Source organism: Natrinema sp. LJW11, from assembly GCF_056135975.1.
On record NZ_JBWBDM010000005.1, the window covers coordinates 112,799 to 136,801 of the forward strand.

The following is a 24,003-nucleotide window of genomic DNA, read 5'->3' on the forward strand; positions in this document are numbered from 1 at the left end:
GGAAACATTCACTCTGGTGAAGACTTTCCAACGGGACTGCATTGGACGTCGATACGCGACGCACGGGCGACGCGTCCGAGTGTAACCGGACGGGCAACTGTTCCATCCTCGAGACTCGGCTCGAACGCGAGAGCATCATCAGCGTCGACTGAGAGTGACTCTCCCGTATCAAGTTCGAGCACACGAACCTTCGTTCCGTCCTCGGCGGCGGAGAGATATCCGGTTCCCTCGGCCGCCGTATCCGGTGTTTCCTCAACACTCACGGCCTCAATGACAAAGCCGGTATCCCACCCTCCGCGGATGACTTGCCCGTAAAGACCGATTTTGACCGTCGATGAGTCGCCCGACAACTGTTCCGTGACTCACAACGAGTGCATCATCGCTCGAGTTGAATCGCGTGGCCTGTGAGTGATTCGGTCTTGGGAGGCAACCGCGTTATACTCCACTTGAGAACGGATAGCTGTTTGAAGTCTCGATATATGTCCGGGAGGGGACAGTCAAAGCGGTCAGTCGTCAGTAACGGTAACCGGTTCCGGCTGCGGCCCGACGCGCTCGAGATGGGCACGGATTGCCGGCGTGGCGAGGTAGCAGCCGTACGCTACGGCGAGGCCGAAGGCGAGATCCGTGAGCCAGTGGACGCCGAGATATATCGTGGAGGCGAGGACCGTCCCGGTGATCGCCCAACTGAGCCGTTTGTAGCCACGGGGTGCGTAGAGGGCTGCAGTTCCGGCGAGGCCAGCGTGCAGGCTCGGGAATGCCTTCTGGAGAGTGTCGACATTCGTCATGAACGTCTGAACCGGGCCGGTGGATTCGTAGAGTACCGGCTCGACGCCTTGCAAGTAGTATCCGGTGACGCCGACGGGTACGAAGTAGAAGAATGGCATGGACACGAGGAGGACAGCCGTGTACGTGGTGACGTAATCGAGTGCCCGGGTACGACCGTGGCGATATTTCAAACTAATGTACGTAGCGAGAAGCAGTGTGGGGTACACGAGAAGATAGACGATGACGAACAGCACGGTTAGGATGAGGGTTGGATCGGGCTGGAGTACTGCGACGGCATTCCCCTCAAGAGCCTACATGAGATCTGTGCGGAGCGGGTACGGTGACCGTTCGGACGCCATGCCGACGATACTCGAAACGACGAGTACCGCCGCAATGTAACAGATATCGCGGAGGTCAAGTGGAGGACGCATCAATCCGAGTATTGAAAACCATTTTTCAAATAGCTATTGATTATGAACACTGTCTCGTTTTGCATCACCTCGACTGATGTCTGTCCGTCGAGAGTCCGATGCGGTCTCCAACGGGTATAGTATTGCACGAACTGTTCAATCCACTCGCGGGTGCTGTCAGAAAGCCGATGTTACCGGTCCCAAACCGCTCCGTGAGCGGGCTCAACGCCTACTTCAGCGGAAATCGTTGCAGTCTTTCGAAGCGGACAACCGGTTTCGTGGAGGCGGACGGCGAGGCGCTGTTTCGTTACTCGTGAAAAGTGAGGCGGCGCGGTTTTATGGTTTCTATGCCGAAAACCGACCGCCTCAGCGGAGGTAGCGACTGAACCGGTTTGAGTATTGTAGAGCGAGAGCGGACACCGCGCCAGCTGATAGAACTTAGGATTCGATTCCATCGTGCTGAAATGTATTTTTCAAATACAGTTCGAGGAGTGGGGGAATACGGTGCCGATCGATCACGGAAAGCCGTTCTCGAGTAGGAACAGAAAGCCGATCGCAGCCAGCAACTGACGCGAATTCGGATCACGTTTCGATCGACAAAACCGAAATTCGGACCGATAATCGACAGGATTGGCGGCACGCTGCAGTCGATCCTGCAACGAACAGAGTTCCCCATGGCCGGCTGCTTTCACCGGTTACGACTCCACCGACTGAACGTTCGTCCGAGAATGATCCGAGAAACATGACAGCGAAGACACTGTGGTACTCGTCGATAGGGCACGGCATCTCCAGACAGCACGCCGATGTGGGATTCCGATTTCGATATGAAACACGGAGAAACCGGAACAGTATCTAACATATAGTTAGAGATATAATACGACACACCTATTCGGTTCAAATCATTTTAGTCACGCCATCCCATCAACCGCAGAATCGTGGCTCCAAGTCCTCGCCGCCCGGCACATTGCCACAAACTAAACGCGGCCCAAAATCAACGGGAGTGATCTTGGCTAGACGCTGCAATAGACATCGAGTGACAGTTGCTTCTCGATGTCACACTATTCGGTCGATACGGTACTAATCCAGCGGCTGCATTTGCTGCAAAAACGCCACGAGAAACACGATCTCGCCGAGACCGAGTTTCTCGTCGGTTACGCGTCAGAAAGTGGCTTGAACGGGTTGTACACTACGAGAATACGCAACGGCCGCATCGCTCACTCGACGGACAGACGCCAGCGGCGGTGCGAAGCCAGACGTGAAATTTACAATATTTTACATATGGCGTTCGAGGCGACCGCCGTTCGAGACGGCTGCCGGAGTTCAACCGTGCTTCGAGACATCACACGTCGAGACGGATCGAGACGTGGTCGAGAAGCGAACGCAGGAACGAGTGTGACGAGTGGAAATCGACGTTCGGGCCCTGATTTCCGCCGTTAGCGCACGAACGGGTCACTCGAAACCGAGCAGGGCGGTAGGGGCTCGATCGCTCGAGAGCCGGTCGACCCAACCGTTTCGGACGCTCACGTCCCGTACCGATACTTGATCGAGATCGAATCGATCGTCTCCTGTAACTTCTGGAGGAGCGTCCGCTGGTAGCGATCGTTCCTGATCCGCCCCGTCGGACTGACGATGCCGACGGCCCCGTCCAGTCGGTCCTCGACGAGAACGGGTGCGGCGATGACCCCCATTCCGGTGACCTGCTGGTTCCAGTCCACGGCGTACCCTCGCTTTCGAATCTCGTCCAGCTCCGACCGCAACGCCTCCTCGTCGGTGATCGTCTCGTCGGTCACCCGCGCCAACCCCCGCGTTTCGATGATCTCGTCGGTTCGCTCGTCCGGGAGGTACGCGAGAAGTACCTTCCCCGTTGCGTTCGTGTGCAGCGGCGTCGTCATTCCCGAGTAAATGCCTAACTCGAGCGAGCGGTCGCCGAACGTTTTGTGCAGAATCACCGCCTGTCCCGATTGCTCGACCACCAGCGACACGAGCTCGCCGGTCTGGTCGGCGAGATCCTTCAGGGACCCCTCGGCTGCTTGAAAGAGGCCGTTTCGATGCTTGAGCCGGGAACCGGTCGTGAGGAACCGATAGCTGAGTCGATACTCGCCACCGTCATTGATGACGTACCCCGTCTCCGCGAGCGTGCGGAGGTACACGTGGGCGGTGCTCTTCGGAATGTCCAGCCGACCGGCGATCTCGGACGGTCCCGCGCTGTCGACATCCCACAGCGTCTCGAGGACGGTGAACGCCTTGAGGACTGACGACATCGTGGACGTTCCCTCGGTCATACGCGTACGTTCGGCCGCTCGTCGATAAATCGTTCGGTTATATTGGACAGCGGTGCCTCGTCGGCACCCCCGCTCGATCAGAAGCGCGATTCGGAACGGGCATACGGAGGAATCGTCTCGGGCTCCGTCCATCGATGATGGACGATATTGTCGAAATACCGGCAGCTGCGTCAGGGTTGTTACAGATCTATGGTCGTAAATTTGATCTCCTCGAACGACGCTCCGTGGTCGTTTCGACTCGAGGAATGGGGAGACAAAGCCGCTCGTCCATAATAATTGGATAACCCAAGAAAGGGGGTCTTCGAGGCGGCATCGGCGAACGAGTGCGAATCGGAAAGCGCATCGAGAAACGTACGGCAGACGAAAGGCGGTCAAAATCGGACTCGCGCGCTACTCTTCGAGGGGCAACGAGCCGTACTCGTCGGTGAATTCGTCGCGCAGGACCTTCTTGTCGAACTTCCCGGTCGTCGTCTTTGGGATCGACTCGCAGAAGAAGATCTCGTTGGGGAGCCACCACTTCGGGAAGCGCTCGAGGAGGTGCTCGCGGAGCTCGTCGGCGGAGACCTCGTCCGCCGAGGACACGACGTAGGCGACCGGGCGCTCCTCCCACGTGGGATGTTCGACGCTGATCACCGTCGCCTCCGTGACGGCGTCGTGGGCCATGAGTTCGTTCTCGAGTTCGAGCGAGGAGATCCACTCCCCGCCGCTTTTGATGACGTCGTCGAGGCGGTCGACGACCTCGAGGTAGCCGTACTCGTCGATGGTTCCGACGTCGCCGGACTTGAACCAGCCGTCCTCCGTGAACGACGCCTCGGTCTCATCGGGGCGGGCGTAGTACTCGTCGATGAGCCACGGCGACCGGGCCTGAATCTCGCCGGTCGACTCCCCGTCGTGGGGAACCGGGTCCCCGTCGGGGTCTCGCAGCCGAATCCGGACGCCGGGGGCCGGGATCCCGGGTTTCATCTGTTGTTGGTAGCGCTCGCTCTCCGGCAGGTCCTGCACCTCGGTGGTCGTCATCGTGTTGACGAGGTGGGGCGCCGCCTCGGTCATGCCGTAGCCCTGGTGGATCGGCGCGCCGATCTCTTTGTCGAACTTCTCCATGAGCCACTCGGGCGGCGACGTACCGCCGATGAGGACGCGGGCGAGGCTCTCGAGTTCGACGTCATCGCGCTCGTCGTAGAACTCCGCCATCTCGAGCCAGACGGTCGTCACCGCCGCCGTGACAGTCACCTCCTCGCGGTCGATAAGTTCGGCGATCGACTCGGCGTCGGTTTTGGGGCCCGGCAGGATCAGCTCCGAACCGGACATCGTCGCGGAGTAGGGAAGCCCCCAGCCGTTGACGTGGTACATCGGGACCACGGGCATCACAGCGTCGTTCTCACTGATCTCGAAGACGTCGACGTGGCCGTGCGTGAGCGTGTGGAGGTAGAGGTCCCGGTGGGAGTAAGCCGCCCCCTTCGGCAGCCCCGTCGTCCCGGAGGTGTAGCAGATCCCCGCCTCGTCGTCCTCGTCGAGGTCGGGCCAGTCGTAGTCGGTGTCCTGGTCCGCCAACAGGTCCTCGTAGGCCCAGACCGGCTCGAGATCCGTTTCGGGCACCTCGTCGTCGAGGACCACGTAGTGTTCGACGGTCTCGAGGTCGTCGGCGACGGCCTCGACCGTCTCGACGAACTGCGGATCGACGAAGACGACCTCGTCTTCGGCCTCGTTGACGATCTCGATCAGGTGCTCCTCGGGGAGCATGTGGTTGGTCATGTGGATGCTTCGCCCGCTGCAGGATGGGCCGAAGTACAGCTCGTAGTGGCGGTAGTGGTTGATCGCCATCACCGACACGCGCGCGTCGGCGCCGACGCCGAGGTCGTCGAGGGCGTTGGCCAGCTGCCCGATCCGATCGTAGGCGTCGTCGTACGTGTACCGGTGGGTCGTCCCGTCGGGCAGCTCCGAGACGATCGCCTTGTGGCCGAACAGGTCGGTGGCCCGCTCGAGCATGACCCGTAGCGTGAGCTCGTAGTTCTTCACTGCGTCTCACCGTCGTTGACAGCGGTCGGCTCGAACCGATAAAAGACCCGTTCCTCGTCGGTCGGCCCGTCGATGTCGACGATTTTCAGTTCGACCGGATCGCCGATCTCGAGGTCGTCGTAGGCCGCGCCGTCGACCCTGGCCGACAGCCGCACCGGCCCGAGGTCGACGACGGCAACGACGTACGGAACGTCGTGCTCGGCCAGCCCGATCGGCAGGCCGCCGCGGACCTCCGAGAAGGCGAACAGTTCGCCCTCGTGAGGGAGGTCGACGTACTCGAGGTCGTCGCCCGTACACTCGGGACAAACGATCCGGGGCGGGTAGTGGATCGCGTCGCAGTCGGTACACCGCGTCGTCGTCAGTTGCCCGTCCCGGAGGTTGTCGTAGAACTCGTGGATCTTCGTGTGGTCGTCGGTCTGGAGCTCGTAGAAGTCGAGCAGTCGGGGGAGCTCGATCTCCGTGGGCACCGAGACGCGGTCGCGCGCTCCCTCTCCGCCGTTCGAATCGGTCTGATCGGTCATTGTGGATCCCTCGCGAGCGTCATCACGCTGTGGACCGACCCGCTGCCGCTGAGGTTGTGGATCAGGCCGGTCTCCGGGTCATCTACCTGTCTTTCGCTCGATACCGTCCCCCGGAACTGTTGGGTGACCTCGAGCGCCTGCGAGACGCCGGTCGCGCCCAGCGGGTGACCACAGCCCAGCAGGCCGCCGCGGGGGTTGACCGCGACGTCGCCGTCGAGGCGGCTGCGGCCGTCCTCGATGAACTGGCCGCCCTCGCCGCGCTCGCAGAAGCCGAGTTCCTCGTACTCGATGATCTCGCTGATCGAAAAGCAGTCGTGGATCTCCGCGATGTCGATCTCCTCGAGCGGATCTTCGATGCCGGCCTGTTCGTAGGCGTTCTGCGACGCTTTCCGAGCCTGCGGCCAGCCGGAAAACGAAGGCAGGTTGTTGATCGAGTTGCCCGCCATCGACGACTGGCCGCTGCCGGTGATCCAGGCCGCGGTGTCGGTGACTTCGCGAGCTCTCTCCTCGCTCATCAGGATCACGCCCGCGGCGCCGTCGGTAATCCCGCTGCAGTCGAAGAGATGGAGCGGCGGCGCGATCTCGGGCGATTCTTCGACGTCCTCGGGGTCGATCTCCGTTCGGTACTGGGCGAAGTCGGTCTTGGCGGCGTTGCTCTTGTTCTTCGCCGCGACAAGCGAGAGTTGCTCGCGGGTCGTTCCGTGTTCGTGCATGTGTCGCTGGGCGTACCACGCGAAAAAGGGCGGCGCGGCCAGCCCGTTGACGCCGTCGAACTCCCGGTCGAGGACGTTCGCCATCGACCCCTGCATCTCGGGCATGTACTCCCGCCCGAGGTTCATCTTCTCGACGCCGAGCACGAGCGCGGTATCGAGTTGGCCCGCGGCGATCGCCAGCCACGCGTAGCGCAAGGCGGCCTGACCGCTCGCACACGCCAGTTCCGTCCGGGCGGTCATTTCCGTGACCTCGATACCCAGCAGTTCGGCCACCATCGGGGCGACGTGGGACTGGTAGGCGAACCGTTCCGGTTGTACGGTGCCGACGAACAGCCCCTCGATATCCTCGGGGCCGACGTCGGGGACGGCGTCGAACGTCGCCTTCCCCGCCTCCTGGGCGAGATCCTTCCAGGTCGCGTCCCGTTCGCCCCAGGTCGTGGTTCCGCCGCCGACGATCGCGGCGTTTCGCGTCATCTCACTCACCCTCGAACTCCGGCGCGCGGTTCTGCCTGAACGCCGTCACGCCCTCGAGCATGTCGTCGGTCGTCGACAGCACGGCGAACGCCTGCTTCTCCATGGCGAGGGCCGCCTCGAGGCTGGCCTCGGGGCCGTCGTTGATGACCCGCTTGGCCGCCTTGAGCGCGACCGGCGGCCCCGAGACGAGGTCGTCGACGATCTCGCCGACCTGGTCCTCGAGTTCGTCGGCGTCGGAGACGGCGTAGTTGACGATACCCCACTCTTCGGCCTGGGCGGCGTCGAACTGCATCCCGCGGAACACCATCTCCTTCGTCCTGGCCTCGCCGACGAGGCGGACGAGCCGCTGGGTCGCGCCGCCGCCGGGGATCACCCCGAGGTTCGTCTCGGGCGTCCCGATCGTCGACGCCTCGGTGGCGACGCGGATGTCGCAGGCCAGCGCGAGTTCGATGCCGGCACCGAGACAGAAGCCGTCGATCTTCGCGACCGTCGGCCGGGGGAACTCGTAGACGGTCTGGAACATCTCGTCGACGTCCATGATCTCGGCGGGGTCGTCGGCGGTGAAGCCGGTGATGTCCGCACCCGAACTGAACGCGCGGTCGCCGGCGCCGGAGAAGACGACGCAGGCGACCGTATCGACGTCGATATCGTCTAAGAGCCGGTCGATCTCCATGAACATGTCGTCGGACATCGAGTTCATCCGCTCCTGACGGTCGAGTTCGACCTCGAGGACGCCGTCGTCGTCGAGTTCCCAGTTGATGTAATGGTACGGCGGGTCGACCCGGTAGTCGTAGAACCCCTTCCCGGCGTCCTCGCCCGTCCATCCGTCGTCGACGAGTTCGACGAGGTAGTCGACGGGCTCGTACCGCTGCTCGCCGTACTCCTCGTACAGGGACTCGAGTTTCTCGAGGACGACGTCCAGACCGACGCGGTCGCCGCGGCGGCACATTCCCTCGGGGAAGTTCCCACCGAGGCGACAGCCGACGTCGATCTCCTCGGGCGTCGCCACGTCGTTGCCGACGAGCCACGCCGCCTTGTTGATCATGACGGCCTCGGTCCGGAGGGCGTCGTAGCCGCCGGCGTCCGTCGGTTCGTAGTCGACACCGTCCGCTTGAGAGGACTCTCCGCCCTCGTATTCGTAGAACCCCGCGCCGCTCTTCCGGCCGAGGTTACCCTCGTCGACCAGTTCCTCGACGACCGGCGGGACCGGCTGGTCGGACTCGGCGCGGAAGTGGTAGCCGATGTCGATGCCGCCGAAGTCGTTGAGTTCGAACGGTCCCATCGGAAAGCCGCGGTCGTATACCATCGTGGCGTCAGCCTCCCGGATCGTCGTCTCGTCGTTCGACAACATCCACGCCGCTTCCTCCATGTACGGGACGAGGACGGTGTTCACGACGAAGCCGTGGACGTCCTTGCGGACGTAGATCGGCGTCTTGTCGATCGACTCGGCCCACTCGTAGGCGGTCTCGGCCGTCTCGTCGCTCGTCTCGTCTCCGTAGGTGACCTCTACGAGATCCATCTTCACCGGCGGGTTGAAGAAGTGGAGACCGACGACTTGATCGGGACGATCCGTCGCCTCGGCGATCTCCGAGATGGAGAGGCTCGAGGTGTTCGTCGCCAAGATCGCGTGCTCCGGCGCGTGCTCGTCGACCGACGAGAACGTGTCGTGCTTAATATTCATTTGCTCGGGGACCGCCTCGATTACGAGGTCGGCGTCGTCGACGGCCTCGGCGAGATCGGTCGTCGTGTCGACGCGCGAGAGCACGGCGTCGCTCGACTCGTCGAGTCGTCCCTTCTCCTCGAGTTTCTCGAGACTCCACTCGATGTTCTCGTAACCCTCGGTCACGATCTCCTCGTCGATGTCCCTGATGGTCACGTCGTACCCACCGAGCGCGGCGAGTTCCGCGATACCGTGTCCCATGCTACCGGCACCCAGCACTGCTACGCGCTCTACAGTGTCATTTGCCATCACAAATCCGTGCGTGATTGAATACTATATATCTTTGGAGAACCGGCGATTTCGCCCTCGCCGTCGGATCGCGACTCGAGGCGCGATTGCGGGTCGACTCGAGGGTCGATGACGGGTTCCCCGGGGATCAGTAGAGGAGATCGAACAGGCCGAACTGGAGGGGGAGCAACAGGAGGATCGTCGCGACGGAGCAGGCGACCGTCGTCCGGATCACTTCCCGGGTCTCGACCTCGCCCTCCGCGAGGATGACGATGAGCACCGCCGACTGGTACGGGAAGAAGTACGAACTCAGGGCCATCGCCTCGGCCATCAGGACCGGCGTGAACGGGAGGCCCGCCGCCTCCGCGTAGGGAATCAGGATCGGCGTGAGGACGCTCGCGACGGCCAGCCCCTCCATCAGGAACGCCAGCGCGAACGTGACGAAGAAGACGCACGCGAGGATCACCGCGAGCGACGCGTCGGTCGGGATGAGGTCGAGGAGGTACGTGGCCGCCTCGTCCGTGAACCCGGTCTCGGTGAGCCCGTCGCCGATCGCGAACACGGCCGCGATGAAAAAGAGGATGGAGAAGTCCACCTCGCCCCCGATCTCGTCGAAGTCGACGACGCCGATTCCAGGCAGGAACGCGAGGACGACGACGGCGACGGCGCCGATCACCGGATGGAAACCGTGGGCGAAGTCGGTCGCCCAGATCAACGCTCCGACGAGCAGGAATCCCAGCATTCGTCGCTCGACGCTGCCGATCCCGGCGCCGTCCGTCTCGGGCAGGTCGACGCTCGAGTCAGGCGACGGCCGAAAGAGGAGAGAGACGACGGCCACGACGAGCAGGACGCGAGTGATGCCCATGATCGGGTACATGTGGACCCACCAGTCGGACCACGAGATGGTGTGCCCGGCCAGCGACTCCCCGAATCCGGTGATGATGATGTTCGGGAGATCGGCGGTCAGGATGCCCGCGGAGCCGTAGAAGGTCGCGAACAGCGGTCCAAGGTAGATCCCGGTGCGGGCGTCCCGGGAGTCGAAAAGCGATCCGGTCTCCCGGAGGATCGGTGCCACCACGAGGATGCGCACGAGCGCGGAGGGGACGAACAACGCGAGGGCGTGGGCGCCGAGCGAGAGCGCGAGGAGCAACCGACGGTACGTCCGGACGGGATCGGAACGAACCGACTCCGAGACGCTCCTGACCGCGATCCACCGACCCGCCGCGGTCGCGAGTCCGCTGCGTCGGGTCGCCTCGCCCATCAGCAACCCGAAGCCGATGAGCCACGTCGCCGGCTTTTGGAAGCCCGAGAGCGCCAGGTCCGTCGAGGTCGAGATGGCGATCAGCCCGATGGCGATCAGCCCCGTATACGAGGGCGGGACGGGCGTCAGAATCCAGAGGACGACACAGAAAAGCGTGATAGCGAGGATGGGCGCCGCCGCGGTCGATCCCGAGCCCAGCGCCCACGTCGCGAGGCCGACGATCGCCGCCAAAGAGAACGCCAACGGCGGCGATCTGAGTGTCTCGATCGCGTCCGAACGAGTCATTGCCGTACGCCTCTCAGTACAGCGGTAAAACTGTCTAGGTGTCGGGCCCGCGGCGGCTACTCCACCCCAGAGATCGGGACAGTCGTTCGCCGCGGTTTTTATAATCCTCGGCCGGGTCCCTACGGGACGAAGCATGAGCTTCACGCACGTATGGACCGTCCGCTTTTCGGACACGGACCCGTTCGGCATCGCTCACTACCCCCGAATGATCGACGCGGTCCACGAGACGTCGGACGTGTTCATGGAAGATATCGGCGTCCCCTACTGGGAGTTGACCGAGGAACACGGCCTGGGTCTGCCACTCGTTTCGATGGACTTCGACTTCGCGGGACAGGTTCGCGGCGGCGACCAGGTCGCGATCGAACTGAATCCGGAGGTCGGAGAGTCGAGCGTCCGGTTCGGCTACGTCGCGACCCACGACGGGGAAGTCGTCTTCGAGGGGACGGAGTACCGAGTCTGCGTCCCCGTCGACGGCGACGGTAGCGTTCCCGTTCCCGACGACCTCAGAACGGCCCTCGAGAGCACCGCCGAGTAAGGGAAGTCGCGGCGCGTGGCGAACCGGGCCGGTGACGGGGGCGCGAGTCCGTCAGTCGCCCGCGGCGGCCCCGGTCGCGTCGTGATCCCGATCGGCTGACGTCCCGAGGTACGCCTCGATAACGCGCTGATCGTTCTGGATCACCTCGGGCGTCCCCCGCGCGATGAGCTGCCCGTTGTCGAGCACGAACACCCGATCGCTCACGGACATCAGCGCTCGCATCACGTGGTCGATGAGGAAGATCGTCTTGCCGCTCTCCTTGATGTCGCCGATGAGGTCGACGATCGCCTCCGTCTCGTCGGTGTCCAGACCGCCCGCAACCTCGTCGAACAGCAGCACGTCCGGATCCGTCGCGAGCACGCGCGCGATCTCGAGTCGTTTGAGCGCGCCGACGCTCAGTTCGTCGGGTTTCGTGTTCGCCAGGTGGTCGAGGCCGACGAACTCGAGGGATTCGTAGGCTTTCTCTCGCGGATCGTCGACGTCTCGGCCGCCGAACTCTGCGCCGACGGTCGCGTTCTCGAGCAGGGTCATGTGTTCGAACGGACGGACGATCTGGTGGGTCTTGACGAGCCCCCGGTGACAGATATCGTGCGAATCAGTGCCCGTGATCTCGTCGCCGTCGAGGAAGACGTGCCCCTCCGTGGGTTCGTGGACGCCGGTGATCAGGCGAAACAGCGTGGACTTGCCGGCTCCGTTCGGACCGATCAGCCCGACCGCCTCTCCGCGGTCGATCGAGAACGAGACGTCGTCGACGGCGAGGACTCCCCCGAAACTCTTCGTCAAATTCTCTCCTTCGAGTAGCGCCATTGCGGCAGGTGTTGACTACCCACTCGCATAAACCTACCCCTCGTCCGTCGGTCGTCCGAACTCGGATTCGGCTGCGGCGGTCGACCCGCCGAGATCGGTGCGCCACGGGAACGTGAGTTCCGAGCCAGAACGAAGCGATTCGCGGCCGGTCGACGCCGTCGCCGGAACAGTCGTCTCAGCGCGCTCGTGTCATGATACATCCATATGATTTAATATGCTCGTGTTTGATTGGCAAACCACGCCATGGGGAATCCTAGCAGCAATAGAACTAGGCGTTCGTATTTAAAAACGACCGGTGCGATCGCAGGAGCAGCCACGTTGGCCGGCTGTACACTGTTGGGTAGCGACGAAAGCAGCGCTGACATCACGATCGCGACGACGATCCCGCAGGACGGCGCGTTCTCGTCGATGGCCGAGGAGATCGAACAGGGGTACGAGCTCGGCGTCGCACACATCGAAGAGACGCTCGACCAGGAGGTGGAGCTACTGGTCGAGAACGACGAGAGCGACCCGAGCGTCGTCATCGAGAGCCTCCGGAAGATGGCCGGTGACGCCGACGTGATCTGGGGGAGCTTCTCGAGCGAACTCGTGACCGCGGGCAGTAGCGTCGCGGAGAGCGAAGGGGTCCCGTTCGTCGCCGCCTATTTCGCACAGGAGGCGCCACACCGAAACGAGGAGTACGAGTGGACCTACGCAGCGTTCCCGAAGTCGAGGGACGTCGCGCGGTCGACGCAGGGCCTGTTAGAGACCATCCCCGAGGGCGAGCGGCCGACCAACGTCGGCATCTGGGAGCCCAACTCCGACTGGGGCGAAGAGCAGTCGGACTCCTGGGAGGAGACCCTCAGCGATGCGGGCTACGACATCGTCCTCAGGGAGCCATACGAGTACGGCGCGAGCGATTTCTCGACGATGATCTCCCGGTCGGACAACCAGAACGTCGAGGTTCTCCTGTCGGTGCCGACACCGCCGGACGGAATCACGATGATCGAGCAGATAGAGGAACGCAACTTCTCGCCGACCCTCACCAAGTTCGTCCGCGCCGCCGACCCGCAGGACTGGTGGAACGCGCTCGGCGAGAGCGGCCAGTACGTCTGCATGTGTCCGGGCTGGGTGCCCGGCATGACGGGGAACGGGAACGAGGAGATGTGGAACGCGTACGTGGACGAGTACGGACTCGAGGAGGGCGAGTTTATCCGCACGGCGGTCGGCGGCGGCTACAACGTCGCGCAGGTAACCGCCCAGGCGATCGACGCCGCGGGCTCGACCGATCCGTCGGACGTCCAGGGGACGCTTCAGTCGGAGACCTTCGAGACGGTCATCGGCTCGTTCAGCTTCGAGGAGAACGGCCTGCCGACCGAAGGCGAGTTGACGGCCCCGACTGGCCAGTGGCTGGACGGCAACCAGCACACCGTCTACCCGGAGGTCGACGACGAGCGAGCCGCCGAACTCGAGTATCCGATTCCGTCTTGGAGCGAGCGATAACACTCGATCTGCAACCCACGCTCACCACTATTCATGGTTTCACCAGAACTCGCGTTTGAATCGCTGTTAAACGGACTCCTCATCGGAGGGATCTACGCCGTCGCCGCGCTCGGCCTCTCGCTCGTGTTCGGTATCATGGACGTCGTCAACCTCGCCCACGGGCACATGCTCATGGTCGGCGCGTACGTCGGCATCCTCCTGTTTGCCGCCACCGGGATCACCCCGCTCATAGGCATGCTGCTCGCGGCCGTCCTGCTGTTCGGGTTCGGCGTGTTCCTCCAACGCGTGCTGTTAGAGCGCGTCGTCGACGAGGGGATGGAACAGCCGATCATCGTCCTCTTCGGGCTCGCGCTCGTCCTCGAGAGCGTCGGCCGAATCGTTCTCGGCAGCGAGCCACAGCGAGCCAGCATCGGCATTCCAGGCTCGAGCATCCCCGTCGGACCCGCCGTCCTGTCGTTCCCGCGGGTCGTCACGTTCGTCGTCTCGGTCGCCCTGATCGTCGCGGTCTGGGCGTTCCTCAAGTACACGACGACGGGCCTCGCGATCCGGGCGACCGCACAGAACACCGACGCGGCCCAGTACATGGGCATCGACACCGGGAAGATCTACATCATCACGCTCGGCCTCGGGACGGCGCTGGCGGGCGCGGCCGGCGCGTTGCTGTCGATCCTCTTTCCCTTCACGCCGTACGCGGGCTGGTCGTACCTGCTGAAGGCGTTCGCCGTGGTCGTCCTCGGCGGCGTGGGGAGCGTCATCGGGACGCTGGTCGGCGGGTTACTCCTCGGCGTCTCGGAGAACGTCGGCGTGCTCGTCATCGGCGGCGGCTACCGGGACTTGATCAGCTATAGCATCTTCCTCCTCGTCCTCCTGGTGCGACCTCAGGGGCTGTTCGGTAGCTCGGGAGGTGAGGAGTGATGGTGGGCTCCGAACGCGAACGCGGAAGCTTCATCCGGGAACTGCTCGGTAACCGCCGTCGAGTAGCGATCGCGGTCTTCGTCGTGCTGGCGTTCGCGACGATACCGTTCGTCACCGAGCGGTGGCTCACTCAGGTCTTCTTCACCGTGCTCGTCTTCGTCATCCTCGGCGTCTCCTGGGACATCATCGGCGGCTACGCCGGCCAGATCTCCTTGGGGCACGTCGCCTTCTTCGGATTCGGCGCGTACGTCTCCGCCTGGCTGACGACGCCGACTCGAGCCGGCTTCCCCGAGTCGATCCAGTCACCGGTGATCGTCGCCGTCCTCGGCGGCGCGCTCCTCGCGGGCCTCCTCGCACTCGTCATCGGACCGGTCATCTTCCGCCTGAGCGGGCACTACTTCGCGATCGGAACGCTCGCGCTCGCCGCGATCATCGAGTTGATCCTGTCGAACGAGCGCAGCATCTCCGGGGGCTCGAGCGGCTACTTCGTCGACTCGGGCGGCGCCGAGTACCAACAGCTGTTCCTCCTGACGCTGGTCATGGCGGTGGGTACAGTGATCGTCTCCTACTACGTGGTCACGAGTCGGTGGGGCCTGGCGATGCGAGCGATCCACGACGACGAGACGGCGGCCAGCAGTCTCGGGATCAACCCGCTCAAGTACAAGCTGCTCGCGTTCGGCATCGCGTCGGGGATGGCCGGGATGGCGGGCGGACTCTACGCCCAGTACACGGGATACCTCAATCCCGCGGACGTGCTCGGCCTCCACTGGATGGTCGAAGCGCTCGTGGTCGTCGTCCTCGGTGGAATGGGGACCATCACCGGGCCGATCCTCGGAGCCGGGCTGTTCGTCGGGCTCGATTGGGTCCTCGGCGAGGTGGCGAGTGGCTACTCGACGGCGATCGAGGGCCTTCTCATCATCCTCTTCATGCTCTACATGCCGAAGGGGATCTACGGGCTCATCACTAGCCGAACCGGCGATACGTCGGAGGGGGATCCGCCGAGCGAGACCGTCCCGACCCCCGACGAATCGGCGACCGACTGACGCCCGCCCCGTCGAACCGTTCACCCGTTTCTTCTCCGGTCGATCCACCTCGAGACGCGCCCCGAACGACGAGCGAGACGCTGTCGGAGCGGCGCTCGAGATCGGTGTGAGGGAGCGAAAAAGAGCCGACGCCGGCGATTACCCGCCGAGGTACGTCGCCGTGACCTCGTCGTTCGACGCGAGTTCCTCGCTGTCGCCCGACATCGAGATCCGGCCCGACTCGAGAACGTACCCCCTGTCAGCGACCCGAAGCGCGTTGTTGACGTCCTGCTCGACGATGAGGACGGTCGTTCCCTGGTTCGTGATCTCCTCGATCGCCTCGAACACGTCGTCGACGAGCACCGGCGCGAGGCCGAGACTCGCCTCGTCGAGCAAGATCAGGTCCGGGTCGCTCATCAGACCCCGACCGATCGCCAGCATCTGCTGCTCGCCGCCCGAGAGGGTCCCCGCTCGCTGGTCCTTTCGCTCCTCGAGTCGGGGGAAGATGTCGTAGACGAACGAGAACCGCTCGTCCTTCCCGTCGGGGTTCGTGTACGCGCCAAGGCGGAGATTCTCCTCGACGGAGCTCGTCGTGAAGATCTCGCGGCCCTCGGGAACGTTGACGATCCCTTTCGGAACGACCTCGTCCTGATCCAGGTCGCCGATCGACTCGCCGTCGTAGCGTACCTCGCCCGACCGGGGCGTCAGCGGACCGCAGATCGTCTTCAGAATCGTGGTCTTTCCCGCACCGTTCGCGCCGAGTAGCGCGACCGTTTCCCCCTTCGCCACGTCGAAGCTCACGTCCCAGATCACCTGAACGTTGCCGTACGCGACGTCGATCGAGTCGATTTCGAGCAGCGTCATTGTGTGCCGTGATTCTCTCAGTACAGGGATAAAAAGGTGCCCCCGGCCCGCAGCGTCGGGTTCCCGGAGGCGGACGCCGAACGTCGACCCGGTAGCCGCCGGATCGATCGCGCGACTGCAACCGGTGAACGAACGAATCCGGACGAAATCGGCCTCCAGCGGATGATAACTTCTATGAGAACTACTGCATTGTCACGGCCATGAGCGGAGAAACGACGGAGTCACCGGTACTGATAGCCGGCATCGGTCGGAATGACGGCAGCACTCGCACTGAACGCCCGCGGGGTAGAGACCACCATCCTCGAAGCCGAACCTGCGGACCGCGACCGGTCGGGGAGTCGCGCCATCTACGTCCACGGCTCGACGCTGCGGACGCTCGAGCGACTCCACCCGGGCCTGGGGACCGACCTCGTCGACGAGGGGCTCATCTGGCCGACGCGACGCACCTCTTTCGCGGGAAGGAGGTCTTCAACCGGACGTACGACTCGCCCGGCGGCAGGGGCGACATCCCCCACTTCACGAACGTTCCGCAGGTCGTTACGGAGCGATACATGCTCGAGGCGCTCGAGGAGGCCGGGATCGAGATCCACTGGGAGTCGGCGGTCGAAACCGTCGACTCCTCGTCGGAGGGCGTCCGCGTCGAGACCGCGGACGGCCGCGAGCGGACGTGCGAGTACCTCGTCGGCGCCGACGGCGGCGGGTCGACTGTCCGCAGCGAGATCGGCGTCGACTTCGAGGGTGACCAGTCGGCGAACCACTTCATCATCGCCGACGTCGAGGACGAGGAGATCGACGACGACCACCCCGACCTCGAGCGGGTGTTCCACTACGACGCGCCCGAAGCCGACGGACGGAACGTGTTGCTCGTTCCGTTCACCGGCGGCTGGCGCCTCGACATCCAGTGTTGCGAGGACGACGACCCCGACGAACTCCTCGGCGACGATCGGATGCGCGAGTTCGTCCGCGACGTCATGGGCGAGCGCTACGAGGACAACGTGACGTGGGCGTCGTCCTACCGGTTCCTCCAGGTGAAGGCCGTCGTCTCGGCGACGAACTCGTCCCACTCGCCGTGGGGAATCGTCTCGAGGTCGGCGGCGGAATCGGCCTTGCTGGGGCTTGCCGCGACCATCTCGTCGAACGAGTCGAACTCGGTGTGTTCGCGCACGAAGGCGTCGTCGAACAGTAGAATCGCCGCCCCCGTCGGCTCGAGCATCGATGCGAGGATCCCGGGGCTATCGCGGAACGGAAGTTGCACGTTCGCGAGTCCCCGCTTCTGGCTCGCAAGCATCGTCTCGACTGCAGTCGTTCCCGTGAGGGCGAGCGTCGCGATGCGTCGGTCCGGGACGCGTTCGTTCAGCGCGTTCGCGAGCCGGGTCGTTCGGTCGTCTAGTTCGCCGTACGTCATCGACCGCCCGTCGTCGGTTACGAGCGCCGTCTTCGACGAGTGACACCTGACGGTTCGCTCGAACGTATCAATGTACTTAATCGGTTTGGTCGCGTATGTGTTGCACCACTGATCCGACGGCGACTCGCGTTCGAACCGCGGGCTACCCGTACACCAGGCGGAGTTCGATGTCGTCGACCGCCTCGAGCAGCGGTTCGGAGAGCTCCGCTTCGATGCGCTCCTCCGTGAGCCGGTTCGCGGCGCCGGCGATCGCGACCGCCGCGATCGGCCGCCCGTCGCGGATCACCGGCGCCGCCAGGGCGTGCAGTCCGCGCAGGTCCTCTTGGTAGTTTACCGCGTACCCGCGCTCGCGGACGCGCTCGATCTCCTCGAACAGCGCGTCCCGGTCGGTGATCGTGTTCTCGGTCCGGGAGGGCAGCCCGTGTCGATCGATGGTCTCCAGAACCTCGCGTTCCGGCAGGTGTGCCAGAATCGCTTTGCCCGCCGAGTTAGCGTGGAGCGGAACCCATTTCCCGATCGTCGAATCGAACGAGAACGACTCGCTCCGCGGGGCCCCGTAGAGGAACATTCCCATGCCGTTCTCCGGAACGATGAGCCACACCGTCTCGTCGACATCGAAGGCCAACTGATCGATTCGCTCCTTCGCCGCGTGGTAGACCTCGAACTGGTTCCGAACGGAGACGCCGACGTTGAAAAATTGCAGGCCGAGGCGGTAGCGGCCGTCCTCGTTGACGACGTACCCGTGGCGCTCGAGGCCAACGAGATGTTTGTGCACCGTGCTCTTGGCCAGATCGAGCTTATCTGCCAGTTCGGTCACTCCGGCGGTCTCGTTCTCTCGAAGCGATTCGACAATAGCGAACAGGGTTTCGTTCGATTTAATTGATCGTCCATCGTTTTCGTCCCCTTTCATACGCATCTACTACGGACACCGGATATATAACCCGTCCCCTATGATTCGGTGGCGGTCCGCGAGGAAGAAGAGGTAGTGTTCGCTGATATGAAACAGTCTGTCGGACGACGGAGCTGTATCCGGTGCAACCGTTTGACCCAAAATAGACATTCGTATGTCTGTAAACCACCGCTTACAGATGCGATTCTTTCCCGCGTTGCTATCAGCCGTTGTGAACGATAGTGTTTCTTAACAGCGAACAGATTGTGCGAACGAATCCCAAGCTCATTTCGGTTCGTCTCGTCGCGAACACGAATGCCCGAAGACGTTCGCGCGCATCGATCCAACGGCAGGTCGCCGTCCCGGATCGTACCATGTTCCCCACGTTAGTCATTCCCATGTATGGTATCTACTTCTCCCGCGTCGAATGCGTAATCATCTCTCCGAGCCCCCGATGCTCGGCTTGATCGCTGTAATTCACGGGCAGGTTGAGATGCTTGTTCAGAGACGGTCTGAAAACCGAGGTGGTCAACGTTCTCGTTGTCCGGACCCGAATTCGGCTACCTCATCGGTCCTCTAGTAGCGTCTTTCAATTGAATTGTCTCGATCTCGAAGTGTCACCGTGCACGCTGATACGATGGAATAGCTAGTTCTAGCTCTCCGTATCATCATTTTTAAATATTGTATCTGTATCAGACATAATCAGTGTCGAACAGGTATATTGTAGGACTCTCTCGAAGCGAACAATCGGGCGTGGAAACGAACGGCGAACGTCCTGACGGGCGTCATCGTCCGTTCCCGCTCCCGACATTAATCAAATTCCGTCTCGTCGCTCTCGCTGAGCAGTTCCGTCAACAGTATCCCCAGACGGCTTTACGAACGGCTCACTTATCGCATTGACCTCACTGGACGGTGATTATGATTGGTCGGTGTCTTTTTTATTATCCTGTCAATTCGACATATATCTTCCGGTCAGATAGTCAGAGGTCAGAAATACGGTTCCATCAACTGCGTCTACCGCGTGGAAACCACTTTCATTCGGGACGGAGATTAGACCGTTAGCTATTGCTGTCGTTCCAGCTGTCGATCCCGGTATTTCAGTGGACCATAGCTCGGTCCCATCGGCGGCATCTAACGCACGAAGACCGTATTCGTCCGCTACGAAGACAGTTTCATCGGTTACTATTGGAGGGTGAATCCTTCGGTCGGATAGTTTTGTAGACCGTTGTTCAGTTCCGTCCTCGGCACGTATGGCGTCGAAGTATCCGCTTCGATCGTCACCGCAAACTGTACGCTCAAAAGATTCGATGCGACACGCTCAGCCTTGGGGAATTAGTTCGAACCTGTAATCGATCATAATGGTGGCCGAAACCATCACTACCAATACCTCACCCGACAAACACTCGGTCTACTGATGGTTCCTGGCGTCCTTCTCACGGTAGGCTTTCTCGTCTGTGGAACGTTCACTGTCGTACTGGGTCTCGTTCACTTCGCGATGCCGTGGTTGCTAGATTTCGACGGCGCCATACCGATCGACGGGGACCCGTTGCGGCCGCTCGATCTGCTCGTCGTCACGTACCAGACGAAGCGGTCCGATCTCCGCGGCATCGCCCAGATCATGAACCACGCTGTCAGCTACACGCTGGTCACGATCGGTGTGATCGATCTGCTTGCATCGCGATGGCTCTCAGCGTGGTTCGCGCCGTCCCTGCTGACGTGGATCGCCGGCTGGTGGTTTCTCCGCGCGGCAACCCAGCGGCATATGGGGTCCCGAACGGGCGACCGACTGGTCGCGGCAGGGTTTACACTCCTCGGACTGTTCCACCTCGCGGTCGCCTTGGCTTAGGACAACAACCGACAAAAGCCCAGTCGTGACGTTTTGGAGGAACGATCCTGATCCGATGGAACACGTCGCAACACCGTGTGGCTGTCGAGTAGCCTCACCGAGACTCCGAGAGAAACTCGGTTCTCTACGCGAGTGAGCCATCGACGCCGTATTTTTCGAACCGTGTTCCGTCCGGCGGGGAGTCGGGTCGGGGTAGTTCACACGAGGAGTTGAATGTCGGATTCGGCCATGTGTTGCAACGCGGTGGCCGCGCCGACGCCCGTGGTGACGCCGTCGTAGAAGTCGTCCTCGTCGTAGTCCATGAGCTCGATCGTCATCTGGCAGGCCTGCAGATCGACGCCGCTCTCGAGCGAGAGGTCGATCAGTTCCTCGATGGTGGCGGTCCCGTTCTCGTCGATTTTCTTCTGCATCATCTTCGTGGCCATCGCGTCCATGCCGGGGAGCGCAGCGACGGCGTTCGGGACGGGCATGTTGGGATTGCCGACGGCGCTCAGCTTGAGGTTCGTCGACTTCTCCTCGTGGAGAATGTCGAGTCCCCAGAACGTGTGGAAGACGACGACCTCCCAGCCGAAGGCGGCCGCGGTGCTCGCGAGGATCAGCGGCGGATACGCCATGTCGAAGCTCCCCTGGGTCGCGACGATGGTCATCTTCTTCTGATCGTCGCCCGCGTCCACCTCCGCGAGTGATTCCTCTAACTCCTCGACGCGCTCGCGCAGCGCCTGCAGTTCGGCGGCGTCGAACTCGGATTCGGCGTCCGGTTCGTCGACCGATGTCGGTTGGTTGTCCGTGCTCATTATTCCGTCTTCTTCACGTAGTGGGTGTAGAGATCGCCGTCCTCGACCTGCTCGAGGAGGTCGACGCCGTCGGTGCCGTCGGCCCACCCCTGAATGTCGCTCATGCTGCCCGAGTCAGTCGCGATCACTTCGAGGACGTCGCCGGCCTCGAGGTCGTCGATCGCTTGCTTGGTCTTCACGATGGGCATCGGGCAGGACTGTCCTTTCACGTCGAGCGTCTCCGCGGTCTGGTATTCCGAACTCATTGTTTTCTGTGCCCCGTATTGGAGCTATTGCACAATATTGACTGCTCCCTCATAAGGGCATCGGTTATTGTACAATACACAAACACCCCACTCGACGACCGAAACGTGGCGCGAACCGTTGCAGTTGCGCTTTATCGCCCATACGCGCCTAAACAACATATTCAACTTCGGTCTCCCTCGCCATCCTTCGCTTATTGTATTGCAGGTATTGTGAAATACTATGCAAACCCTTAAGTGCCAGTAGCCGATACTGGAACCTGTACAACATGGACGACATGGACTTTCCAACGCCGGACGTCGAGATCGAATCGGTCAGCCCCAAGCAGCTGAAGGGGCGAATCGACGCGGGAGAGGACGTTACGCTCCTCGACACCCGCATGGAGTCGGACTTCGAAGAGTGGAGCATCGACGGCGAGAACGTCGAGTCGATCAACGTCCCCTACTTCGAGTTCCTCGACGAGGAGATCGACGACGACGTGCTTGCACGGATCCCCGATGATCGTGAAATAACGGTCCTCTGTGCGAAGGGAGGCTCGAGCGAGTACGTCGCCGGGACGCTGAAAGAGCGCGGCTACGACGTCGACCACCTCGAGGACGGGATGAACGGCTGGGCGCGCATCTACGAGCGCGTCGAGGTCGAGCGCTACGACGGCGCGGGGACGCTCTACCAGTACCAGCGTCCCTCGAGCGGCTGTCTCGGCTACCTCCTCGTCGACGGCGACGAGGCGGCCGTGATCGATCCGCTGCGCGCGTTCACGGATCGGTACCTCGAGGATGCGGACGAGCTGGGGGTCGATCTGCAGTACGCGATCGACACGCACATCCACGCGGACCACATCTCGGGCGTCCGCTCACTCGACGCGGTCGGCGTCGAAGGCGTCATCCCCGAGGCGGCGGTCGACCGCGGCGTCACCTACGTCGACGAGATGACGCTGGCCGCGGACGGCGACGAGTTCGAGGTCGGTTCGGCGACGATCGAGACGGTCTACACGCCCGGTCACACCTCCGGGATGACCTCGTACCTGATCGACGACTCGCTGCTCGCGACCGGCGACGGGCTGTTCGTCGAGAGCGTCGCCCGCCCCGACCTCGAGGAGGGCGACGAAGGTGCGGAAGACGCTGCCAAGCAGCTCTACGAGTCGCTGCAGGAGCGCGTGCTGCCCCTGCCCGACGACACGCTGATCGGCGGCGCGCACTTCAGCGACGCGGCCGAGCCCGCCGACGACGGCACCTACACGGCACCGGTCGGCCAGCTCACGGAAGAGATGGACGCCCTGACGATGGACGAAGACGCGTTCGTCGAGCTGATCCTCTCGGACATGCCGCCCCGTCCGGCCAACTACGAGGACATCATCCCCACCAATCTCGGACAGCAGGAGGCCGACGACGAGGAGGCGTTCGAGCTCGAGCTCGGCCCGAACAACTGCGCGGCCAGCCAGGAATCGCTGGCGGGTGACTGATCACCGTGCTCGAGATCGCACTGCTCGCCGAACTCGCCGCCCCGGGTCAGGTCGTGCCCGCCGAGCCGTTTCCCAACGGCGTCTCCCGGTACGCGATCGGGGGTCTGCTCGTCGGCCTCGGCGCGGTCGTCATCTACCTCGGGACGGGGATCGCCGCGGGCGCGAGCACGTTCCTCGAGTCGACGCTGTCGTACGTCTCGGATCGGTCGCGGTTCCAGCGGTACCGCACCTCCCGGGACTGGCGCGTCGTGTTCACCCTCGGGATCGTCCTGGGGGCGGCGGTCTACGCCGTCTTCTGGCAGGGCGGGGCGTGGACGACCGACGTCGAGCCCTGGCGGCTGCTGGTCGGCGGCGTCCTCGTCGGGATCGGCACGCGCATCGGCAAGGGCTGTACGTCGGGCCACGGCGTCTGCGGCGTCGGCTCGGCCTCGAGGACATCGATCGTCGGCGTGATCACGTTCCTGACGGTCGCGATCGTGACGGCCCAGCTCGTGCAGGCCATGGGGGTGAGTCCGTAAGATGAGTTGCGAGACGCTCGCGTCTCGAGACGACGAACGGGGAGGTGACGACCCGTGAGTAGAAATCGTCATCCCCTGTTCATGCCGCTGATCCTCGTCGGCGGCCTGATCTTCGGGTTCGGACTGGCGTACAGCCACATGGCCCGCCCGGAAGTCGTACTGGACTTCCTCCAGTTCGACGACTTCGGACTACTGTTCGTCATGTTCGGCGCAGCGATCGTCTCCGGGATCGCCTTCGCGGTCGTGCCCCGAATACGCGATACCGCACCGCTGACGGGCGACGTGTACGGTCGGCGACTGAAGTCGTTCGACCGAAACGTCCTCATCGGCGGCGGGATCTTCGGCGTCGGCTGGGGGCTCTCGGGGATCTGCCCCGGCGCGGCCTACGCCAGCCTCGGGATCGGAAACCTGACGATCCTGTGGGCGCTCGCCGGCATGTTCGCCGGCGCCTACCTGCAGGGCGTCTGGCGCAGCAAGCGTGCCGCGGCCGAGGCCGCCCCGGCGGGTGCCGACTAACGCCGTTCGAATTTCGTGTTTAAAAAACTG

22 protein-coding genes and 5 pseudogenes are annotated in these 24,003 nt (G+C 63.0%); 11 read left to right on the forward strand and 16 right to left on the reverse strand.

The features are described 5' to 3' along the window. Positions 1 to 8: 8 nt before the first annotated feature. Both AC0QDI_RS14740 and AC0QDI_RS14745 read right to left on the reverse strand, forming a co-directional pair. Complete coding sequence (locus tag AC0QDI_RS14740; RefSeq protein WP_474669441.1) at positions 9 to 350, reverse strand: hypothetical protein; 342 nt, start codon at positions 348 to 350, stop codon at positions 9 to 11. Positions 351 to 506: 156 nt separating this feature from the next. Further along, on the reverse strand, positions 507 to 1,019 hold the full coding sequence (locus AC0QDI_RS14745) for a phosphatase PAP2 family protein (protein WP_474669443.1): 513 nt from the start codon (positions 1,017 to 1,019) through the stop codon (positions 507 to 509). Positions 1,020 to 1,567: 548 nt separating this feature from the next. Between AC0QDI_RS14745 and AC0QDI_RS14750 the strand changes: the two are divergent. Both AC0QDI_RS14750 and AC0QDI_RS14755 read left to right on the forward strand, forming a co-directional pair. Continuing rightward, positions 1,568 to 2,153 (forward strand): annotated as a pseudogene (locus tag AC0QDI_RS14750) (IS6 family transposase). A 26-nt stretch (positions 2,154 to 2,179) separates the two neighbouring features. Further along, positions 2,180 to 2,434: pseudogene (locus AC0QDI_RS14755) on the forward strand (IS6 family transposase); the annotation flags it as partial. A 261-nt stretch (positions 2,435 to 2,695) separates the two neighbouring features. On the opposite strand, the gene AC0QDI_RS14760 reads toward AC0QDI_RS14755, so the two are convergent. The 6 genes from AC0QDI_RS14760 to AC0QDI_RS14785 form a co-directional block, all read right to left on the reverse strand. Beyond that, positions 2,696 to 3,457 carry an IclR family transcriptional regulator gene (locus tag AC0QDI_RS14760; protein WP_474669445.1) on the reverse strand — a complete coding sequence of 254 codons (762 nt, stop codon included), beginning with the start codon at positions 3,455 to 3,457 and terminating at the stop codon, positions 2,696 to 2,698. Between the two features lie 390 nt (positions 3,458 to 3,847). Then, positions 3,848 to 5,473, reverse strand: a complete 1,626-nt coding sequence (locus tag AC0QDI_RS14765; protein WP_474669447.1) for a long-chain-fatty-acid--CoA ligase — start codon at positions 5,471 to 5,473, stop codon at positions 3,848 to 3,850. Then, a complete protein-coding gene (locus tag AC0QDI_RS14770) occupies positions 5,470 to 5,994 on the reverse strand; it encodes a Zn-ribbon domain-containing OB-fold protein (RefSeq protein WP_474669449.1) in 525 nt (174 codons plus the stop codon). The genes AC0QDI_RS14765 and AC0QDI_RS14770 overlap by 4 nt, the downstream gene beginning before the upstream one ends. Next, a complete protein-coding gene (locus AC0QDI_RS14775; protein ID WP_474669451.1) occupies positions 5,991 to 7,181 on the reverse strand; it encodes a thiolase family protein in 1,191 nt (396 codons plus the stop codon). The genes AC0QDI_RS14770 and AC0QDI_RS14775 overlap by 4 nt, the downstream gene beginning before the upstream one ends. 1 nt (position 7,182) lies before the next feature. Next, positions 7,183 to 9,150, reverse strand: coding sequence for a 3-hydroxyacyl-CoA dehydrogenase/enoyl-CoA hydratase family protein (locus tag AC0QDI_RS14780; RefSeq protein WP_474669453.1), 1,968 nt, complete (start codon positions 9,148 to 9,150; stop codon positions 7,183 to 7,185). A gap of 127 nt (positions 9,151 to 9,277) precedes the next feature. After that, complete coding sequence (locus AC0QDI_RS14785) at positions 9,278 to 10,675, reverse strand: SLC13 family permease (protein WP_474669455.1); 1,398 nt, start codon at positions 10,673 to 10,675, stop codon at positions 9,278 to 9,280. 133 nt (positions 10,676 to 10,808) lie between these two features. On the opposite strand from AC0QDI_RS14785, the gene AC0QDI_RS14790 reads away from it, so the two are divergent. Beyond that, positions 10,809 to 11,210: an acyl-CoA thioesterase gene (locus tag AC0QDI_RS14790; protein WP_474669457.1), complete on the forward strand. Its 402-nt coding sequence runs from the start codon at positions 10,809 to 10,811 to the stop codon at positions 11,208 to 11,210. 51 nt (positions 11,211 to 11,261) lie between these two features. Here AC0QDI_RS14790 and AC0QDI_RS14795 read toward each other — a convergent pair whose 3' ends face one another. Further along, on the reverse strand, positions 11,262 to 12,017 hold the full coding sequence (locus AC0QDI_RS14795; protein WP_474669459.1) for an ABC transporter ATP-binding protein: 756 nt from the start codon (positions 12,015 to 12,017) through the stop codon (positions 11,262 to 11,264). A gap of 336 nt (positions 12,018 to 12,353) precedes the next feature. Between AC0QDI_RS14795 and AC0QDI_RS14800 the strand changes: the two genes are divergently transcribed. Genes AC0QDI_RS14800 through AC0QDI_RS14810 form a run of 3 tightly spaced genes read left to right on the forward strand, consistent with a single transcriptional unit; the run spans position 12,354 to position 15,457 of the window. Then, the gene (locus AC0QDI_RS14800; protein WP_474669461.1) at positions 12,354 to 13,499 is read left to right on the forward strand and encodes an ABC transporter substrate-binding protein; all 1,146 of its coding nucleotides are present in this window, start codon (positions 12,354 to 12,356) and stop codon (positions 13,497 to 13,499) included. Positions 13,500 to 13,532: 33 nt separating this feature from the next. Then, entirely contained in the window at positions 13,533 to 14,414 is an 882-nt protein-coding gene (locus AC0QDI_RS14805; RefSeq protein ID WP_474669463.1) for a branched-chain amino acid ABC transporter permease, read from the forward strand. Continuing rightward, a complete protein-coding gene (locus tag AC0QDI_RS14810; protein ID WP_474669465.1) occupies positions 14,414 to 15,457 on the forward strand; it encodes a branched-chain amino acid ABC transporter permease in 1,044 nt (347 codons plus the stop codon). Before AC0QDI_RS14805 ends, AC0QDI_RS14810 begins: the two co-directional genes overlap by 1 nt. A 138-nt stretch (positions 15,458 to 15,595) precedes the next feature. Here AC0QDI_RS14810 and AC0QDI_RS14815 read toward each other — a convergent pair whose 3' ends face one another. Further along, positions 15,596 to 16,300: an ABC transporter ATP-binding protein gene (locus AC0QDI_RS14815; protein ID WP_474669467.1), complete on the reverse strand. Its 705-nt coding sequence runs from the start codon at positions 16,298 to 16,300 to the stop codon at positions 15,596 to 15,598. A gap of 551 nt (positions 16,301 to 16,851) precedes the next feature. Here AC0QDI_RS14815 and AC0QDI_RS14820 point away from each other — a divergent pair. Continuing rightward, positions 16,852 to 17,169, forward strand: a pseudogene (locus AC0QDI_RS14820) (FAD-dependent oxidoreductase); the annotation flags it as partial. Positions 17,170 to 17,513: 344 nt separating this feature from the next. Here the strand turns inward: AC0QDI_RS14820 and AC0QDI_RS14825 are convergent. From AC0QDI_RS14825 to AC0QDI_RS14840, 4 genes and pseudogenes are all read right to left on the reverse strand, one after another. Further along, a pseudogene (locus AC0QDI_RS14825) lies at positions 17,514 to 17,786 on the reverse strand (AMP-binding protein); the annotation flags it as partial. A 61-nt stretch (positions 17,787 to 17,847) separates the two neighbouring features. Further along, the gene (locus AC0QDI_RS14830) at positions 17,848 to 18,615 is read right to left on the reverse strand and encodes an IclR family transcriptional regulator (RefSeq protein ID WP_474669469.1); all 768 of its coding nucleotides are present in this window, start codon (positions 18,613 to 18,615) and stop codon (positions 17,848 to 17,850) included. Positions 18,616 to 19,313: 698 nt separating this feature from the next. After that, positions 19,314 to 19,452: pseudogene (locus AC0QDI_RS14835) on the reverse strand (IS6 family transposase); the annotation flags it as partial. Positions 19,453 to 19,543: 91 nt separating this feature from the next. Then, a complete protein-coding gene (locus AC0QDI_RS14840; RefSeq protein WP_474669897.1) occupies positions 19,544 to 19,903 on the reverse strand; it encodes an outer membrane protein assembly factor BamB family protein in 360 nt (119 codons plus the stop codon). A 105-nt stretch (positions 19,904 to 20,008) separates the two neighbouring features. Between AC0QDI_RS14840 and AC0QDI_RS14845 the strand changes: the two genes are divergently transcribed. Then, complete coding sequence (locus AC0QDI_RS14845) at positions 20,009 to 20,440, forward strand: hypothetical protein (RefSeq protein WP_474669471.1); 432 nt, start codon at positions 20,009 to 20,011, stop codon at positions 20,438 to 20,440. A gap of 197 nt (positions 20,441 to 20,637) precedes the next feature. On the opposite strand, the gene AC0QDI_RS14850 is transcribed toward AC0QDI_RS14845, so the two are convergent. Together AC0QDI_RS14850 and AC0QDI_RS14855 are read right to left on the reverse strand one after the other, a co-directional pair. Continuing rightward, complete coding sequence (locus AC0QDI_RS14850; RefSeq protein WP_474669473.1) at positions 20,638 to 21,234, reverse strand: DsrE/DsrF/DrsH-like family protein; 597 nt, start codon at positions 21,232 to 21,234, stop codon at positions 20,638 to 20,640. Beyond that, a complete protein-coding gene (locus AC0QDI_RS14855; RefSeq protein WP_474669475.1) occupies positions 21,234 to 21,479 on the reverse strand; it encodes a sulfurtransferase TusA family protein in 246 nt (81 codons plus the stop codon). The genes AC0QDI_RS14850 and AC0QDI_RS14855 overlap by 1 nt, the downstream gene beginning before the upstream one ends. Positions 21,480 to 21,745: 266 nt before the next feature. On the opposite strand from AC0QDI_RS14855, the gene AC0QDI_RS14860 reads away from it, so the two are divergent. From AC0QDI_RS14860 to AC0QDI_RS14870, 3 genes are all read left to right on the forward strand, one after another. Further along, complete coding sequence (locus AC0QDI_RS14860; RefSeq protein ID WP_474669477.1) at positions 21,746 to 22,939, forward strand: MBL fold metallo-hydrolase; 1,194 nt, start codon at positions 21,746 to 21,748, stop codon at positions 22,937 to 22,939. Positions 22,940 to 22,944: 5 nt separating this feature from the next. Beyond that, positions 22,945 to 23,457: a YeeE/YedE family protein gene (locus AC0QDI_RS14865; protein WP_474669479.1), complete on the forward strand. Its 513-nt coding sequence runs from the start codon at positions 22,945 to 22,947 to the stop codon at positions 23,455 to 23,457. An 81-nt stretch (positions 23,458 to 23,538) separates the two neighbouring features. Beyond that, on the forward strand, positions 23,539 to 23,973 hold the full coding sequence (locus AC0QDI_RS14870; protein ID WP_474669899.1) for a DUF6691 family protein: 435 nt from the start codon (positions 23,539 to 23,541) through the stop codon (positions 23,971 to 23,973). The last annotated feature ends 30 nt before the right edge of the window (positions 23,974 to 24,003 follow it).

Excerpts from the sequence above, each read along its gene's own strand:
- AC0QDI_RS14760 (WP_474669445.1), bottom strand. The coding sequence starts at position 3,457 with ATGACCGAGGGAACGTCCACGATGTCGTCAGTCCTCAAGGCGTTCACC.
- AC0QDI_RS14770 (WP_474669449.1), bottom strand. The coding sequence starts at position 5,994 with ATGACCGATCAGACCGATTCGAACGGCGGAGAGGGAGCGCGCGACCGC.
- AC0QDI_RS14775 (WP_474669451.1), bottom strand. The coding sequence starts at position 7,181 with ATGACGCGAAACGCCGCGATCGTCGGCGGCGGAACCACGACCTGGGGC.
- AC0QDI_RS14780 (WP_474669453.1), bottom strand. The coding sequence starts at position 9,150 with ATGGCAAATGACACTGTAGAGCGCGTAGCAGTGCTGGGTGCCGGTAGC.
- AC0QDI_RS14785 (WP_474669455.1), bottom strand. The coding sequence starts at position 10,675 with ATGACTCGTTCGGACGCGATCGAGACACTCAGATCGCCGCCGTTGGCG.
- AC0QDI_RS14790 (WP_474669457.1), top strand. The coding sequence starts at position 10,809 with ATGAGCTTCACGCACGTATGGACCGTCCGCTTTTCGGACACGGACCCG.
- AC0QDI_RS14795 (WP_474669459.1), bottom strand. The coding sequence starts at position 12,017 with ATGGCGCTACTCGAAGGAGAGAATTTGACGAAGAGTTTCGGGGGAGTC.
- AC0QDI_RS14805 (WP_474669463.1), top strand. The coding sequence starts at position 13,533 with ATGGTTTCACCAGAACTCGCGTTTGAATCGCTGTTAAACGGACTCCTC.
- AC0QDI_RS14810 (WP_474669465.1), top strand. The coding sequence starts at position 14,414 with ATGGTGGGCTCCGAACGCGAACGCGGAAGCTTCATCCGGGAACTGCTC.
- AC0QDI_RS14815 (WP_474669467.1), bottom strand. The coding sequence starts at position 16,300 with ATGACGCTGCTCGAAATCGACTCGATCGACGTCGCGTACGGCAACGTT.
- AC0QDI_RS14830 (WP_474669469.1), bottom strand. The coding sequence starts at position 18,615 with ATGAAAGGGGACGAAAACGATGGACGATCAATTAAATCGAACGAAACC.
- AC0QDI_RS14845 (WP_474669471.1), top strand. The coding sequence starts at position 20,009 with ATGGTTCCTGGCGTCCTTCTCACGGTAGGCTTTCTCGTCTGTGGAACG.
- AC0QDI_RS14850 (WP_474669473.1), bottom strand. The coding sequence starts at position 21,234 with ATGAGCACGGACAACCAACCGACATCGGTCGACGAACCGGACGCCGAA.
- AC0QDI_RS14855 (WP_474669475.1), bottom strand. The coding sequence starts at position 21,479 with ATGAGTTCGGAATACCAGACCGCGGAGACGCTCGACGTGAAAGGACAG.
- AC0QDI_RS14860 (WP_474669477.1), top strand. The coding sequence starts at position 21,746 with ATGGACGACATGGACTTTCCAACGCCGGACGTCGAGATCGAATCGGTC.
- AC0QDI_RS14870 (WP_474669899.1), top strand. The coding sequence starts at position 23,539 with ATGCCGCTGATCCTCGTCGGCGGCCTGATCTTCGGGTTCGGACTGGCG.